The organism is Micromonospora sp. NPDC000668 (genome assembly GCF_042897975.1).
In the GTDB taxonomy this organism is placed as follows: Bacteria; Actinomycetota; Actinomycetes; order Mycobacteriales; family Micromonosporaceae; genus Micromonospora.
On sequence record NZ_JBIAYP010000001.1, the window covers coordinates 1,529,663 to 1,544,341 of the forward strand.

At 72.8% G+C, this 14,679-nt stretch carries 11 protein-coding genes and 1 pseudogene; all 12 read right to left on the reverse strand.

The window, feature by feature from the left end:
• Nucleotides 1-233 precede the first annotated feature (233 nt).
• The 12 genes and pseudogenes from ACFY29_RS07095 to mraZ all read right to left on the reverse strand — a co-directional run bounded on the left by ACFY29_RS07095 (nucleotide 234) and on the right by mraZ (nucleotide 14,509).
• Nucleotides 234-1,052, reverse strand: a complete 819-nt coding sequence (locus ACFY29_RS07095) for an FtsQ-type POTRA domain-containing protein (protein WP_328418878.1) — start codon at nucleotides 1,050-1,052, stop codon at nucleotides 234-236.
• The gene (gene murC / locus ACFY29_RS07100) at nucleotides 1,049-2,614 is read right to left on the reverse strand and encodes a UDP-N-acetylmuramate--L-alanine ligase (RefSeq protein WP_328418879.1); all 1,566 of its coding nucleotides are present in this window, start codon (nucleotides 2,612-2,614) and stop codon (nucleotides 1,049-1,051) included. Before murC ends, ACFY29_RS07095 begins: the two co-directional genes overlap by 4 nt.
• On the reverse strand, nucleotides 2,611-3,717 hold the full coding sequence (gene murG / locus ACFY29_RS07105; RefSeq protein WP_328418880.1) for an undecaprenyldiphospho-muramoylpentapeptide beta-N-acetylglucosaminyltransferase: 1,107 nt from the start codon (nucleotides 3,715-3,717) through the stop codon (nucleotides 2,611-2,613). The genes murC and murG overlap by 4 nt, the downstream gene beginning before the upstream one ends.
• Nucleotides 3,717-5,165, reverse strand: coding sequence for an FtsW/RodA/SpoVE family cell cycle protein (locus tag ACFY29_RS07110; protein WP_386984672.1), 1,449 nt, complete (start codon nucleotides 5,163-5,165; stop codon nucleotides 3,717-3,719). The genes murG and ACFY29_RS07110 overlap by 1 nt, the downstream gene beginning before the upstream one ends.
• Nucleotides 5,166-5,519: 354 nt before the next feature.
• Nucleotides 5,520-6,644, reverse strand: coding sequence for a phospho-N-acetylmuramoyl-pentapeptide-transferase (mraY, locus tag ACFY29_RS07115; RefSeq protein ID WP_328418881.1), 1,125 nt, complete (start codon nucleotides 6,642-6,644; stop codon nucleotides 5,520-5,522).
• Nucleotides 6,641-8,044 (reverse strand): UDP-N-acetylmuramoyl-tripeptide--D-alanyl-D-alanine ligase, encoded by a 1,404-nt coding sequence (murF, locus tag ACFY29_RS07120; protein WP_386984037.1) that lies wholly within the window; start codon nucleotides 8,042-8,044, stop codon nucleotides 6,641-6,643. Before murF ends, mraY begins: the two co-directional genes overlap by 4 nt.
• Nucleotides 8,041-9,603: a UDP-N-acetylmuramoyl-L-alanyl-D-glutamate--2,6-diaminopimelate ligase gene (locus tag ACFY29_RS07125; RefSeq protein ID WP_386984039.1), complete on the reverse strand. Its 1,563-nt coding sequence runs from the start codon at nucleotides 9,601-9,603 to the stop codon at nucleotides 8,041-8,043. Before ACFY29_RS07125 ends, murF begins: the two co-directional genes overlap by 4 nt.
• A gap of 219 nt (nucleotides 9,604-9,822) precedes the next feature.
• The gene (locus ACFY29_RS07130) at nucleotides 9,823-10,050 is read right to left on the reverse strand and encodes a peptidoglycan-binding domain-containing protein (protein WP_386984674.1); all 228 of its coding nucleotides are present in this window, start codon (nucleotides 10,048-10,050) and stop codon (nucleotides 9,823-9,825) included.
• Nucleotides 9,957-12,161: a peptidoglycan D,D-transpeptidase FtsI family protein gene (locus tag ACFY29_RS07135; RefSeq protein WP_386984040.1), complete on the reverse strand. Its 2,205-nt coding sequence runs from the start codon at nucleotides 12,159-12,161 to the stop codon at nucleotides 9,957-9,959. The genes ACFY29_RS07130 and ACFY29_RS07135 overlap by 94 nt, the downstream gene beginning before the upstream one ends.
• Before the next feature lie 3 nt (nucleotides 12,162-12,164).
• Entirely contained in the window at nucleotides 12,165-12,773 is a 609-nt protein-coding gene (locus ACFY29_RS07140) for a hypothetical protein (RefSeq protein WP_328418885.1), read from the reverse strand.
• 62 nt (nucleotides 12,774-12,835) lie between these two features.
• Nucleotides 12,836-13,873 (reverse strand): annotated as a pseudogene (rsmH, locus tag ACFY29_RS07145) (16S rRNA (cytosine(1402)-N(4))-methyltransferase RsmH); the annotation flags it as partial.
• Between the two features lie 204 nt (nucleotides 13,874-14,077).
• Nucleotides 14,078-14,509 carry a division/cell wall cluster transcriptional repressor MraZ gene (gene mraZ, locus ACFY29_RS07150; protein ID WP_328418886.1) on the reverse strand — a complete coding sequence of 144 codons (432 nt, stop codon included), beginning with the start codon at nucleotides 14,507-14,509 and terminating at the stop codon, nucleotides 14,078-14,080.
• Between the last annotated feature and the right edge of the window lie 170 nt (nucleotides 14,510-14,679).

The following is a 14,679-nucleotide window of genomic DNA, read 5'->3' on the forward strand; positions in this document are numbered from 1 at the left end:
TGGCTTCGGCCGACCGGGTACGGCGTGGCCTGCCCAGCGGCCGACAACAGCTGTAACCACCGAGGATCAGAGGTGAACCCTCACCCTCTACTAGAGGCTTACAGTTATGTCAACCACTGATCCTCTTCGGGGCAACGTAAGCGCCGCCGCGCGATCGGCCAAGGACCCGACCGGCGTGTCGCCGCCCAGAGCGCGATGAGTCACGTCCTCGCACCCCGCGGCACGCCCCCCGCTCAGCGGAAGGTCACCACGTCCGGCGCGCTCACGTCGATCCGGTCGGTGTCCTCGCCGAGCAGTGCGGTGGCCACCCGGGCCTTGTCCGTACCCCGCGTCGCGTCACCCCAGACCACCGTCCGGTCCCCGCGCAACCGCAGGCTGATCCGCGCCAGCCCCTCCACGCTCACGTCCACCAACTCGGCGCGCAGTTCCGGGGTCAACGCGACGAGCACCTCCAGCGCGGCCCGGGTACCCGGATCGTCGACGGCCGGCCGGGCCACCCGCACCAGCGGCAGCTCCGCGGGGCGCCGGGGCACCGTCCGGAACGCCACCCCGGTCCGGTCGACCAGGGCGAACGCCTCACCCTGCGGCACCACCGCCACCGGGGTCCGCTCGGTCACCCGGACCACCAGCGCGCCGGGCCAGTCCCGGGACACCGTGGCCCGCTCCACCGGCGCCAGCGTGCCGACCCGGCGGGCGGCGGCAGCCAGGTCCACCCGGGCCAGCGGCACCCCGTCGGCCACCCCGACCGCGTCACGCACCTGTACCGGGGTGACCAGGCTGGCACCCTCCACCTTCACCTCGCGGACCCCGAACAACCCGGTGCCGAGCACCGTCCAGGCGACCAGCCCGACCAGGGCGAGCACCCCGGCGGTCGCCGCCCACGGCAGCGCCGCGCGCATCCGGCGCTGCCGGGCGCGGGCCATGAACCGGCGGGTCGACGCCGGCACCGCGTCGCTGCCCGCCCGGACCAGCTGCCAGCGCCGGACCGGACCGCGTCGCGGAGCGCCGCCGTCGGCGCCGCTCGTCCGCCCTCGGGCCGGGCCGGGGCTCATCCGGCCGTGGGCGCCGCGCCGTCCGGTGCGGCGGTGCCACCGAGGGCCGCCCCGTCGCCGCCGGCGGTGGAGCCGCCGGCCACCGGATGACCGACCGCCGGAGCGGTGGCCACCGGGTCGACGGTCGCCGTCGGCGCGGAGCCCGCGGTACGCGCGAGAAGGCCGGCCAGCAACTCGTCGCCCATCAGCGAGATCGGCGGGGCGCCCATGGTCACCACCACGTCCCCCGGGCGGGCCCGGCGGACCACCTCGACCGGCGCCGCCTCCCAGGAGTCGACGAAGACCTTCCGCTCGGCGGGCAGCGCCACCGCCTCGATCAGCGCCGCCGAGCCCTCGCCGGGCTGGCGCAGCTCACCCGGCCCGAAGACCTCCAGCAGCACCACCTCGTCGGCGATGGCCAGCGCCTCGGCGATCTCCGCCTGCGAATCGCGGGTGCGGTACAGCCGGTACGGCTGGAAGACGACGATCAGCCGCCCCTCCCCGGCCACCTCGCGCAGCGTCTGCAACGCCAGCGTCATCGAGGTCGGGTGGTAGGCGTACTCGTCGTAGACCAGCACGCCGTCCGCGACGCCCTTGCGCTCGAAGCGCCGCCGCACCCCCGGGAAGACCGCCAGCGCGGCCTCCGCCGCCGGCAGCGGCAGGTCCAGCAGGTACGCGGTCAGCACCGCGGAGGCGCTGTTCAGGCCCATGTGCCGCCCCGGCACCGGCAGCCGGAACTCGCCCAGCGACCGCCCGTCGATCGCGGCCAGGTACCGCACCCCGCGCGCGGACGAGACGATGTCGGTCAGTCGCAGGTCGGCGTCGGCCGCCTCGCCGTACGTGTACACCCGCCGCCCCTCGGCGCGCAGGCTCTCGGCCAGTCGCCGCCCGCCCGGGTCGTCGGCGCAGGTGATGATGAACCCGTCCGGGTCGGTGAGCTGGGCGAACTCGACGAACGCCGCCTCCAGCGTCGCGTAGTCGCCGTAGGTGTTGAGGTGGTCCGCCTCGACGTTGGTGATGATCGAGACGTACGGGCGGTAGATGAGGAACGAGCGGTCGCTCTCGTCCGCCTCGACCACGAAGTACTCGCCGCTGCCGTGGTGGGCGCCCGAGCCGACCTCGGAGATCTCCCCGCCGATCACGAAGGACGGATCGACCCCGGCCTGCTGAAGCACCATGGTCACCATCGAGGTGGTGGTGGTCTTGCCGTGGGTGCCGGCCACCGCCACCGCGCGGCGGCCGGTCATCGCCGCGGCGAGCGCCTCGGAGCGGTGCAGCACCCGCAGGCCACGCCGGCGCGCCTCGACCATCTCCAGGTGGTCCTGCGGAATGGCCGAGGAGTAGACGACGGTGTCCACGCCATCGAGGTTGGTCGCCTCGTGGCTCATGTGGATCGTCCCACCCAGCGCCCGCAGGCCGGCCAGCGACGGCCACTCGCGCAGCTCACTGCCGGAGACCGGGATGCCCCGGGTGAGGAAGAGCCGGGCGAGCCCGCTCATGCCGACCCCACCCACCCCGATCAGGTGGATGGTGCCCAGGTCCTCGGCCGTGAGCGTGCCGGCCGGGGTGAACTGCGCGGTCATCGGGCCACCGCCTCGATGACGTACGAGCGTAGCGCCTCGTCGCCGTCGCGGCGCCCGTACGCCGCTGCCGCCGCGCCCATGGTGTACAACCGCTGCGGGTCACGGATCAGCGGGATGATGGTGCGCTCCAGCCAGTCCGGGGTCAGCTCCGCGTCGTCGACCAGCATCCCGCCGCCGGCCTCCACCACGGGCAGCGCGTTGCGCCTCTGCTCCTGGTTGCTGTGCGGGTACGGCACGTAGATCGTGGGCAGCCCGATCGCGGCCACCTCGGCGACGGTCATCGCACCGCCCCGACCCAGCATCAGGTCGGCGGCGGCGTAACCCAGCTCCATCTCGGACAGGTAGGGCAGCGTCACGTACGGCACCGGCAGGTCGGTGGGGATCGGCACCGGCTCGTTGCGGGCGCCCATCACGTGCAGCACCTGCACGCCGTTGCGGGCCAGCTCCTTGGCCGCCCCGGAGACCGCCAGGTTGATCGAGCGGGCGCCCGAGGAGCCTCCGGCGACGAAGAGCACCGGCAGGTCCGGGCGGAGCCCGAAGTGGGCGCGGGCGGCGTTGCGCAGCGCGTACCGGTCCAGCGTGGCGATGCTGCGGCGCAGCGGCACCCCGACCACGCGGGCGTCGCGCAGCGACTCGGCCTGGCTCGGCTGGTGCGGGAAGCCGACCGCGATGTTCTTGGTGAACTTCATGCCCAGCCGGTTGGCCACCCCCGGCGGCACGTTCACCTCGTGGATCACCATGGGCAGCTCCCGGCGCCAGGCGGCGAGGTAGGCCGGCACCGAGACGTACCCACCGAAGCCGACCACCGCGTCGGCGCGCACCTCGTCGATGATCTTGCCCGCCGCGCGGGCCGCGGTCCACATCCGGCCCGGCGTGCGGACCAGGTTCATGTTCACCGACCGGGGCAGCTGGTACGCCGGGATCTGCCGCAGGTCGTAGCCCTGCGGCGGGATCAGCTCGTTCTCCATGCCCTTGGGTGTGCCGAGGCAGGTGATCCGGACGCCCGGGTCGTGTCGGCGCAGGCAGTCGGCGAAGGCGAGCAACGGGTAGATGTGCCCCCCGGTGCCACCTCCCGCGAGCACTACCGAACGCAGCGGACCCATCAGCGTCTCCTCTCGCTCGCCGAACCCGCGCGACTCCGGTCCTGCCGGACGCCGCGCGGTACGGCCTGGTCGTCCTGTCGTCGCGCGCGGGACCGGGGCACGGACCCTCGGCCAGCCGACGGCGTCGCCGGCCGGCGACGCCGGCCGGGAAGCGGCGGCAACGGGGCCCAGAGTAGTCGGACCCACCGGGCCGGCGGACGGGCATGCAGTGCTCTGGCCGCATCGGGTTCGGCGCGCGCGAAGGACGCCAGCATCCCGATCGCCGCCAGCGTCACGACCAGGGCACTTCCGCCGTCTGAGATGAACGGCAGGGGCAGGCCGGTGATCGGCAGCAGCCCGACCACCCCACCGATATTGATCACGGCCTGGCTGACCAGCCAGGTGGTCACCGCGGCGGCGGCGAGCCGGCGGAACGGGTCGTCGACCCGCCGGGCGATCCGCAGCCCGGTGTACGCGAGCACCGCGAAGAGTGCGAGCACCACCACGCAGCCGATCACGCCCAACTCCTCGGCGATGATCGCGAAGATGAAGTCGTTGTGCGCCGCGGGCAGCCAGTCCCACTTGAGGCTGCTCTTACCCAGCCCGACGCCGAACCAGCCGCCGTGCTCGATGGCCAGCCGGCCCTGGTAGATCTGGTAGCAGGGGTCGCCGCACTCCTGCGGCGGCGGCGGGTTGAGAAAGTAGGTGAGCCGGGCGAAGCGGTAGTTCTCCTTACCCTTTTCGCCGGAGCCGGCACCCAGCGAGGCCACCGCGATGAGCAGGCCGATCCCGGCCAGGCCGGCCACCGAGAGCGCGCCGAAGACCCGCATCCGCACCCCGGCCGCCCAGAGCAGGCCGACCACCAGGGCCAGCAGGCAGAGCATGGTGCCGACGTCGTTGTAGCCGACCAGGACGAAGAGCAGCCCGATCACCGGGAAGAGCGGGGTGGCCAGCTCCCGCCACCAGCCCAGCGCGGCACCCTTGCGGGCGATCACGTGTGCGCCCCACAGCACCAACGCGAACTTGGCCAGCTCGGAGGGCTGGAGCTGGATCCCGCCGACGAACAGCCAGAGCAGCTCGGCCTTCAACGGGCCGAGCTGGGCCGACTCCTTGCCGGCCAGCCGGGCGTAGGCGAGCAGCAGGTTGAGCACCAGCAGCAGCCCCACCGAGGTGATCAGCAGCGGTCGGCCCAGCGACCGGTAGGTGGTGGCGGGCAGCCGCTGGCAGGCCCAGAACGCCCCGATGCCGATCACCGCGAAGATCGCCTGCTTGGTCACCGAGGCCGAGGCGTTGCCGTCCTCGGCGAAGTCCCGCACGCTGGTCGCCGAGAAGACCATGGTCAGCCCGATCAGCAGCAGCAGGCCGGCGCTGGACAGCAGCAGGTAGTAGGAGGCCAGCGGCCGGTCCAGTAGACCGCGCAGCGCCGCCAGCCCACCAGCGGCGTCCAGCCCACGCAGCGGCGCCGGCACGGCCGGCTCCGGCTCCCGCGCCGCGGTGCCCGCTGCCGGCCCACGCGAGCCGTCCGACCCGCGCTTGTCGTCCGACCCCCGCTTGTCGTCCGGTGCACGCTTGTCGTCCGGCCCACGCTTGTCGTCCGGGCCGCGCGGCGACGCGGTACGCCCCGCGCCCGGCGACCGCCGCGACCGGCCGGCTGTCCTGTCCTCGGTGCCTGGTTCCTCCCCCACCCGGACATCATCACCGCTCCGCGCGCCGCGCACGCCCACAACGGCACCCCCGGCGTGTCGGATGGACACGCCACGGCCCCCGGTGGTCCGCCGCGAGCGGGACCGGGGGCCGAGGTGTGCTGGCCGGTGTGCGCCGGGTCAGGTCATGTTGGCCAGGAACTCGCTGTAGAACAGGCCCAGCGCGATGGCCACCCCGATGCCGGCGATGATCCAGAACCGGACCACGATGTTGACCTCGCTCCAGCCAGCCAACTCGAAGTGGTGCTGCAGCGGCGACATCCGGAACACACGTTTGCCGGTGGTCCGGAAGGAGATGATCTGGATCACCACGGACATCGTGATGATCACGAAGAGCCCGCCGATGATCGGCAGCAGCAGGATGGTCCGGGTGGACATCGCCATGCCGGCGATGAGGCCGCCCAGCCCCAGCGCACCGGTGTCACCCATGAAGATCCTTGCGGGGGACGTGTTCCACCACAGGAAGCCGACACAGGCCCCGGCCGCCGCCCCGGCTATCAGCGCGATCTCCAACGGGTCGCGGACGGCGTAGCAGTACGACTGGGTGTAGCTCGGGTCGGCGCACCAGTGCCGGTACTGCCAGAACGCGATCAACGCGTACGCGGCGAGCACCATCACCGAGGCGCCGGTGGCCAGACCGTCCAGGCCGTCGGTGAGGTTCACCCCGTTCGTGGCGCCCATCACCACGAAGATGAAGATGATGATCGCGCCGATCTTGCTGACTTCCAGGGCGTCGATGTCCCGGATGAAGCTCAGCGTGGTGCTGCCCACCGTCTCGGTGTTGGTCACCGCGCCCGACGCGTCGGTCATCGTGCTCGGGAAGTACAGCGCGACCACACCGAAGACCGCGCCGACCAGGATCTGGCCGAGCAGCTTGCCTCGCTTGTTCAGCCCGGCACTGTTGCGCTTGCGGACCTTGAGGAAGTCGTCGAGGAAGCCCACCGCACCGGAGAACACCATCAGCCCCAGCAGCACCAGGGCGGTGATGGTCGGCTCCACCTGGGCGATCTGCGCGTCCGGCAGGGTGGTCAGCGCCAGGTGCCCGGCCACGTACGCGATCACCGTGGCCAGGATGAAGACCACGCCGCCCATCGTGGGCGTGCCCTTCTTGGTCTGGTGCATGGCCGGGCCCTCGGCCCGGATCGGCTGGCCGGCCTTGAGCCGGGTGAACACCTTGATCGCGATCGGGGTGCAGAAGAGCGAGACGAGGAAGGCCACCCCGACGGCGACGATGACCGCCCTCACGCGGTAGCTCCATTCTCAGAGGTGGCGTCGGCGCGCAGGGCGTCGGCCACCTCCCAGGTCCGGTACCGGGAGCCCTTGACCAGGACGACGTCGCCCGGCCGTAGCTCGCCCCGCAGCACCTCGACGGCCGCTGCCTGATCGGTGAGCAGCACCGACTCTCCTCCCCAGTTCGCTACCGCTGTCGCGCCTTCGTGGATCGGCGCAGCCGGCTCGCCCACCACGAGCAGCCGGTCGACACCCAGCTCGGCCGCGAGTTGGCCGACCTCAGCGTGGCCGTCCCGCTCGAACGGGCCGAGCTCGGCCATGTAGCCGAGCACCGCGACGGTACGCCGACCCCGGCCGAGCGTGGCGAGCGCCTTCAGCGCGGCCGACATCGAGGCCGGGTTGGCGTTGTACGAGTCGTCGATGACGGTCACCCCGTCGGGGCGGTCGAAGACGTCCATCCGTCGGGTGGAGACCAGCCCCAGCTCGCCGAGCGCCGTGGCCAGCTCGGCCAGTGGCATGCCCAGCTCCCGGGCCACCGCCGCCGCGGCGAGGGTGTTGGAGACCTGGTGGCGGCCGGTCAGCCCGAGCCGTACCGGCGCGCTCCCCTCCGGGGTGACCAGGGTGTACGACGCCCGCCCCCGATCGTCCAGCGTGACGTCCTCGGCCCGCACGTCGGCGTCCGGGGCCTCGCCGTAGCGGACCACCCGGGCGCTGGTACGGCTCGCCATCGCGTCCACCCGTGGGTCGTCGGCGTTCAGGACGGCCAGGCCGTCGGACGGCAGCGCCTCGACCAGCTCGCCCTTGGCCAGGGCGATGGTCTCCTGCGAGCCGAACTCACCGATGTGTGAGGTCCCGACGTTGAGCACCACGGAGATCCTCGGCGGCACGATCTCGCACAGGTAGCGCACGTGCCCCACCCCGCGCGAGCCCTTCTCCAGCACGAGGTAGCGGGTGTCCGGCCCGGCCTGCAACGCCGTGTACGGGTGCCCCAGCTCGTTGTTGAACGACCCGGGTGGCGCCACCGTGGTGCCGAGCCGGACGGTGAGCTGGCCGATCAGGTCCTTGGTGGTGGTCTTGCCGGAGGAGCCGGTCAGCCCGACCACGGTCAGCCCGGGCAGCCGGTCCACCACCGCGCGGGCCAGCCGGCCCATCGCGGTCAGCGCGTCGTCGACCAGCACCATCGGCACTCCGGGCACCTCGCGGGTGCCGAGCACCGCCACCGCGCCGGACTCCATCGCGCCGGCCGCGTAGTCGTGCCCGTCGACCTTCTCTCCTGGGAAGGCCACGAAGAGCGCGCCGGGGGCCACCTTGCGCGAGTCGAACTCGACCGTGCCGGTCACGGTGACGGCCGGGTCGGCGGCGACCAGCCGCCCGTCGACCGCGGCGGCCACCTCGGCCAGGGTCAGCGCGATCACCGCTGACCCGCCAGGTCCCCGAAGCGGGCCCGCAGCGCGTCGGCCAGCTCGGTGCTGTCGTCGAACGGGAACACCTCGCCGCCCACCTCCTGGCCCCGCTCGTGGCCCTTGCCGAGCAGCGCGATCACGTCGCCCGGTTCGGCCAGCCGGACCGCCTCGTCGATGGCGGCCCGCCGGCCGTCCACCTCGATGATCCGTGCGGCCGTGCCGGCCCGGTACGCCCCGGCGAGCACCTCGGCGCGGATCTCCGCCGGATCCTCGGTGCGCGGGTTGTCGTCGGTCACCAGCACCACGTCGGCTCCCTCCGCCGCGGCGGCGCCCATCACCGGCCGCTTGCCCCGGTCCCGGTCCCCACCGGCACCGATCACGCAGATCAACCGGCCCGCGCTCAGCTCGCGCAGCGCGGCCAGCGCGGCCACGATCGCGTCCGACTTGTGCGCGTAGTCGACCACCCCGCGCACCGGCCCCACGACGTCGACCAGCTCCAGCCGGCCCGGTACGCCGCCACAGGCCGCCACGCCGGCCGCCGCGGTCGCCGGGTCCACCCCGGCACCCACCAGCGCTGCGATGGCCAGCAGCGCGTTGGCCACGTTGTGCCGGCCGGGCAGCGCCACCCCGGTGGGCAGGGCCAGCCCGTCCGGGCCGTGCGCGGTGAACCGCTGGGCGTACCCCTCACCACCGACGCCGTCGGCCCACCACGTCGCGTCCGGGTCGCCGGCCGCCGAGTAGCTGACCGTCGCCGGCTTGTACAGCGACTTGAGCGCCGGGTCGTCGTGGTTGAGCACCTCGACGGCGCACCGGCCGTCGAAGAGCTGCGCCTTGGCGGCGAAGTAGTCGGCGCTGTCGGCGTGGAAGTCCAGGTGGTCGGAGCCGAAGTTGGTGTAGCCGCCGACGGCGAACCGGACGCCGCCCACCCGGCCCATGGCCAGCGCGTGGCTGGAGACCTCCATGACCACGGCGGTGACCCCGCGCTCGCGGGCGGTGGCCAGCATGGCGTGCAGATCGGTCGCCTCGGGGGTGGTGCGCACGCTGTCGATCACCAGGTCACCGAGCCGGGTCTCCACGGTGCCGATCAGCCCGGTGGTGTGCCCGGCGGCGCGCAGGCCCGACTCGATCAGGTAGGCGGTGGAGGTCTTGCCGGCGGTGCCGGTCACGCCGATCACGGTGAGCCCGGCGGTCGGGTCGCCGTAGACGGCCGAGGCCACCTCGCCGAGCACCGCACGGGGGTCGGACACCACCAGGGCGGGCAGGCCGGACCCCGCCGCCAGTTCGGCGCCGGCCGGGTCGGTCAGCAGCGCCACCGCGCCGGCCTCGGCAGCGCCGGCCGCGAACTCCGCGCCGTGCCGGCGGGCACCGGGCAGGGCCGCGTACAGGTCGCCGGGGCGGACCTCCTGGCTGGCGTGGGTGGCCCCGGTGACGACCACTCCAGCGGCGTCCGCCGGGAGGTCGACAGCGAGCCGGACGGCGAGATCGCCGAGCCGGACTCCGGTCACGGTACGTGGACGTGGATTGCCGGGCACGGCGTCAGACCCTACCCGGTCGTCCGGTTCCGGCCGCACACCGCGCCTGAATATCCGTCTCGGGAGTCGCCGAACGTCCGGCGTCGCGTCGGGCGGCCCGTGGAACGGCTGTGGCGACGCTGGTGCAGGGGTCCGAGCCGGTTGCGAGAGCACCGCAGGGGAGCACAGTTCCCTGCCGGCTCAGCCGCCTTCACCAGAAACCAGAAAATGAGGCGCGGACACGGATTATTTCCAACCCGTATCCGCGCCCGACTGCAATTAAATCTCCGCGTGGATCCACTTCATGGCGTTCCGCGTGTTCGGGCCGTAGACACCGTCAGCGGTCACACCAACCGCAGCCTGCACCTGCTTCAACGCGGTCTGCGTGCCTCCGCCGAAGGCACCATCCGTTGCTAACCAGGGAAGACGACAAAACGTGGACTCGGCGTTCCCGTAGGAGGGACTCGTGAATGACGCAGAGTGAAGCTCATCACTTCGCGGAAGGATTCTGTTGCCGCCTTGGCGCCACCGCCACCAGGGCTGTACACGAACACCGCGACGACGTAACGGGGCTTCTCCGCGGGGGCCATCCCGATGAAGGAGGACACCTCGCCGGGCTGCTTCTTGCCGTCCACCAGCCGCCAGCCGGTGCCGGTCTTGCCGGCGATCCGGTAGCCGGGGACCGCGGCGGCCTCGCCGGTGGCGCCATCGACCGTGGTGACCGCCTCCAGCATGGTGCGCAGCGCCGCCGCGTTCTGCGGGCTGAGCACCGAACGCGTCACCGGGGCCGGCGCGGCAGTGTGCTTACCGTCCGGGCCGATCGTCTCCTTGACCAGGTGTGGCTGCACGTAGGTGCCGTCGTTGGCGATGGTGGCGTACGCGGCGGCCATCTGCAGCGGCGTGGCGTCGACGCTGTGCCCGATCGGCACCGACCCGGCCGACGACTCGCTCCACTCGTCGGCCGGCAGCAGCCGTCCGCGGGCCTCGCCGGGCATCCCCTCGCCGGTGGGCTGGCCGAGCCCGAACCGCTTCTGGTAGTCGATCAACCGTTCCCGGCCGAGCCGGTCGGCGATGGTGATGGTGCCGACGTTCGACGAGTAGGCGAGCATCCCCGGCACGCTCATCCGCTTGCCGTTCGCCGGGTGGGTGTCGGCGAACCAGGTGTCGCCCTTCTTGATGCTGTTCGCGATGGGCAGCGTGGTGTCCGGGGTGATCACCCCCTCCTGCAGTGCCGCCCCGAAGGTGATCGCCTTGTGCACCGAACCGGGGTCGACCACGAAGCTGGTCGCCGCGTCCTCCCGGGCGACCGGGTCGCTGTCCACCGGCTTCGCCGCGTCGTAGGTGGGATTGCTGACCTGGGCCAGCACCTCACCAGAAGGAATGTCGATGATCACCGCTGCGGCGGTGCCGCCGCGGTGCTGCGCCATCGCCGCACTGAGGATCTGCTGGGCGCGGAACTGCAGGTCACGGTCGATGGTGAGGGTCATGGAGGTGCCCGGCTTGGCCGGCGTGGTCTTGCTGTAGCCGCCCGGGATCGGCGCGTCCAGGTTACCGAGGCCGGCCTCGTACACCCGCTTGCCGTCCTGCCCGGCGAGCAGATCGTCGTAGCGGGCCTCCAGCCCTTCCAGCCCGACCATGTCCTGGCTGGTGAAGCCGATCAGGTTGGCCGCCAGGTCGCCGCCGGGCACCTCGCGGCGCTCGTCGCGGTGCACCCCGATGCCGGGCAGCTCCAGCGTCTGCACCCGCTTGGCGGTCGAGATCTCCACCCCCCGGGCCAGGTACACGAACTGGGACAGGATGCCGTTCTCCAGCTTGCGGGGCTTCATCAGCTCGGTGAGCTTCGACGCCGGGATGCCGAGCAGGGGGGAGAGCGCCTTCGCGGTGCCGGCCGGGTCCTCGATCTCGGTCGGGTCGGCGTACACGTACCGCGCCTCGACGCTGTGTGCCAGCGGGGCGCCGGTGCGGTCGTAGATCGCGCCGCGCGGGGCGGGCAGCTCGACCTTGCGGGTCCGGTCGGCGACGCCGCCGCCGGCGTACGCCGGGGTGTCCACCGCCTGGAGGAAGATCAGCCGGATCCCGATGACGGCGAACAGCGCCAGGGTGAGCGCGGTGCCCAGCCTCAGCCGCAGCCGTGAGTCGGCCAGCTTCGGCGGGCGCGGTGGCTTGCGGGACGGCCGGCGGGCAGCCGGGCGGTCGCCGCGGCGCGGCGCGCGCGGCGTGGTCCGGCGGCGCGGCGGCGGCTCGTCGCCGGCCGGGCCGCGCGGGGTGCGCGGCGCGACGGTGCGCACCACCCCGCCGCGTCCCGCCGCCGGCGCGTCCCGCCGGCCGGTCCGGGCAGCGGCCCGGCCGCCGTCGAGCACCTGCAACGCGGGCCGGAACGGGTCGCCGGACCGGGTGCTGCGCGGGGTACGCCGCTGCTCGGTGCCCCCGCTACGCGCCGGCGAGCCGCGCTCCTCCCGGATGGTCCGGCCCCGAGGGGTGTACGCCCGAGCGCCCGAGATGCCTCCCATGCCCGGCTCCCCGGCGCGCGGCTCCCCGTCCGTGGGGTTGGTGTCACGGGAAGAGCCGCGCCGGGACCCCTTGGGATCCCGGCGCGGCTCGTCCGACCTCGATGGCACCGGTCAGCCTCCCGCACCCTGCTGGCTGGTCACCGACGGCTCGCCGGTCGCCGGCTTCGGCACACCGATGGTCTTGCCGTCCGGCAGCCGGATGTACGCCGGCTCACCGGCGTCCACCAGGCCCAGCCGGCGCGCCTCGGCGGTCAGGTTGCCTGGCGCCTTGGCGTCGGCGATCTGCTTGTCCAGCTGCTGCTTCTCCAGGTCCAGCCGGCCCTGCTGCTGCTCCAGCTTCTCCAGCCGCAGGGCATTCTCATTGATCTTGGTGTTGACCGTCAGGATGCCCAGCACCCCACCGAGCACCAGCAGCACGATCAGCGCCGCGAACGGCGCGCGCGGCACCGACATCGGCGGCGGCGGCGCCACCCGCAGCCGCGGCGGGCGAGCGCTGGCGGCGACGCCGGCCTTCTCGGCCGGCCGCAGCGCGGCACTGCCCTGGGTGGGGAACTCGCGCGCCCCCCGGGCACGAGCCTCCCCCTGCCGCTTCACTCGATCGATGCGTGGCGTACCGTTCCCCACGCGCGTCGCCCGCTCCGCCACGGTCCGGCCCCCCGACCGTGGTGTGCGCTGCCCGCCGCCGGTGATGTCCCGGCGGTCGCGCTTGTCAATGCTCATGTCCCCTCCCCCTCAACGTCCGTCCCTCTACCGGACCGGAGCCACGGATCCCCCACGGATCACGCAGTCCCCGTTCCCGGTTGGTGCATCCCCTTCACCCTTCGGCGGGACCGTTCGCGGTCGGTCCGCCCTTGCTGTGCCGCGTTCGGGTCGAGTCGCTCCGCCGCCCGCAGCCGCACCGAGGCGGCTCGCGGGTTAGCGGCGACCTCCGCTTCCCCGGCCAGTTCGGCACCCCGGCTGAGCAGCCGGAACGTCGGACCGGACCCGGGCAGTTCGACCGGGAGGTCGATCGGGCCCTTACTGCGGACCCGGTCCGCGAGCGCCACCTTGGTGAGCCGGTCCTCCAGCGAGTGGTAGGACAGGACCACCATGCGACCGCCCACGGTCAGTGCGTCGAGCGCGGACGGCAGCGCCGTCTCCAGCGCTGCCAGCTCTTTGTTTACCTCGATCCGTAAAGCCTGAAACGTTCTCTTTGCCGGGTGTCCGCCCGTTCGTCGAGCTGGCGCCGGAATGGAGTCCCGGACCAGCTCCGCCAGCCGCGCGGACGACGTGATCCGGACGCGTTCCCGCTCCCGGATGATCGCCGAGGCGATCCGGCCGGCGAACTTCTCCTCGCCGTAGACCCGAAGCACCCGGGCCAGGTCCGGGTGCGCGTAGGTGTTGACCACCTCCTCGGCGGTCACCCCCCGGGTCTGGTCCATCCGCATGTCCAGTGGCGCGTCCTGGGCGTACGCGAACCCGCGGTCGGGCGCGTCGAGTTGCAGCGACGAGACACCCAGGTCGAACAGGATGCCGTCGATGCCCGGATAGCCCAGCCGGTCGAGCACCTCGGGCAGCTCGTCGTAGACGGCGTGCTCCAGGTGCACCCGATCGGCGAACCGGGCCAGCCGAACCCGCGCGTGGGCGAGTGCCTCGGTGTCCCGGTCCAGCCCGATCAGGACCGTCTCCGGATGCGCCTCGAGCACCGCCTCCGCGTGCCCGCCCAGGCCGAGCGTCGCGTCGACGTGCACCGTCCGGCCGCTTCGACCCAGCGCGGGGGCCAGCAGCTCGAGACACCGCTCGAGCAGCACCGGCACGTGCGTGCCGCGCAACTCCCCCATGATGACCCCCACTGGTTGAAACGTCCGTTCTCCTCGTGCGCCCGTCGTCGGACGGCGCTGCCGTCGTACCGCCAGATCCCCATCCGCTCCCGCCGGGCACCGGGCTCCGCCCGATGACTGGATCGTGCGCCTGGCACCGGGGAAGGGGTGCCAGGAACTCGAAAGCGGCTGGAGATCTCGCAGTACGTCGGGCGCCGTTCCGCCCTACAGACCGCCGGGCAGCACCCCCTCCTCGATGTCGGCGAAGTCGTCTTCGCTCTCGGCGAGGTAGGTCTCCCAGGCGACCCGGTCCCAGATCTCCACCCGCGTGCTCGCGCCGATCACGACCAGGTCGCGATCCAGTGCGGCGTACGCCCGCAGGTGGGCCGGGATGGTCACCCGACCCTGCTTGTCCGGAACCTCGTCGTGCGCGCTGGCGAAGAAGACCCGGCTGTAGGCCCGGGCCGCCTTGTGCGTCATCGGTTGCGCGCGCAACTGCTCCGCGATCCGCTGGAACTCAGGTGTCGGAAAGACGTAGAGGCAGCGCTCCTGCCCTTTAGTGACCACGACACCCCCTGCCAGCTCGTCCCGGAACTTGGCCGGAAGGATCAACCGGCCTTTGTCGTCCAGGCGCGGAGTGTGGGTGCCGAGGAACATCGGCCCTACCCCCTCGCCCTTGAACGGCGTTCGCGGCGCCGCTGACCCCCCGGGCCGGTGAGCCCTCCCGGCCTCACCATTGGTCCCCACTCTACTCCACTTCCCTCCACCTGCAACCAGATTCGCCCGCGTGGCGCGCTCGATGCGCGGGCAAAACCGCACGTCACAAG

Bases quoted from the DNA above. Each gene is read 5' to 3' on its own strand.
- ACFY29_RS07095 (WP_328418878.1), bottom strand. From the start codon at position 1,052: ATGAGCCCCGGCCCGGCCCGAGGGCGGACGAGCGGCGCCGACGGCGGC.
- murC (WP_328418879.1), bottom strand. From the start codon at position 2,614: ATGACCGCGCAGTTCACCCCGGCCGGCACGCTCACGGCCGAGGACCTG.
- murG (WP_328418880.1), bottom strand. From the start codon at position 3,717: ATGGGTCCGCTGCGTTCGGTAGTGCTCGCGGGAGGTGGCACCGGGGGG.
- ACFY29_RS07140 (WP_328418885.1), bottom strand. From the start codon at position 12,773: ATGAGCATTGACAAGCGCGACCGCCGGGACATCACCGGCGGCGGGCAG.
- mraZ (WP_328418886.1), bottom strand. From the start codon at position 14,509: ATGTTCCTCGGCACCCACACTCCGCGCCTGGACGACAAAGGCCGGTTG.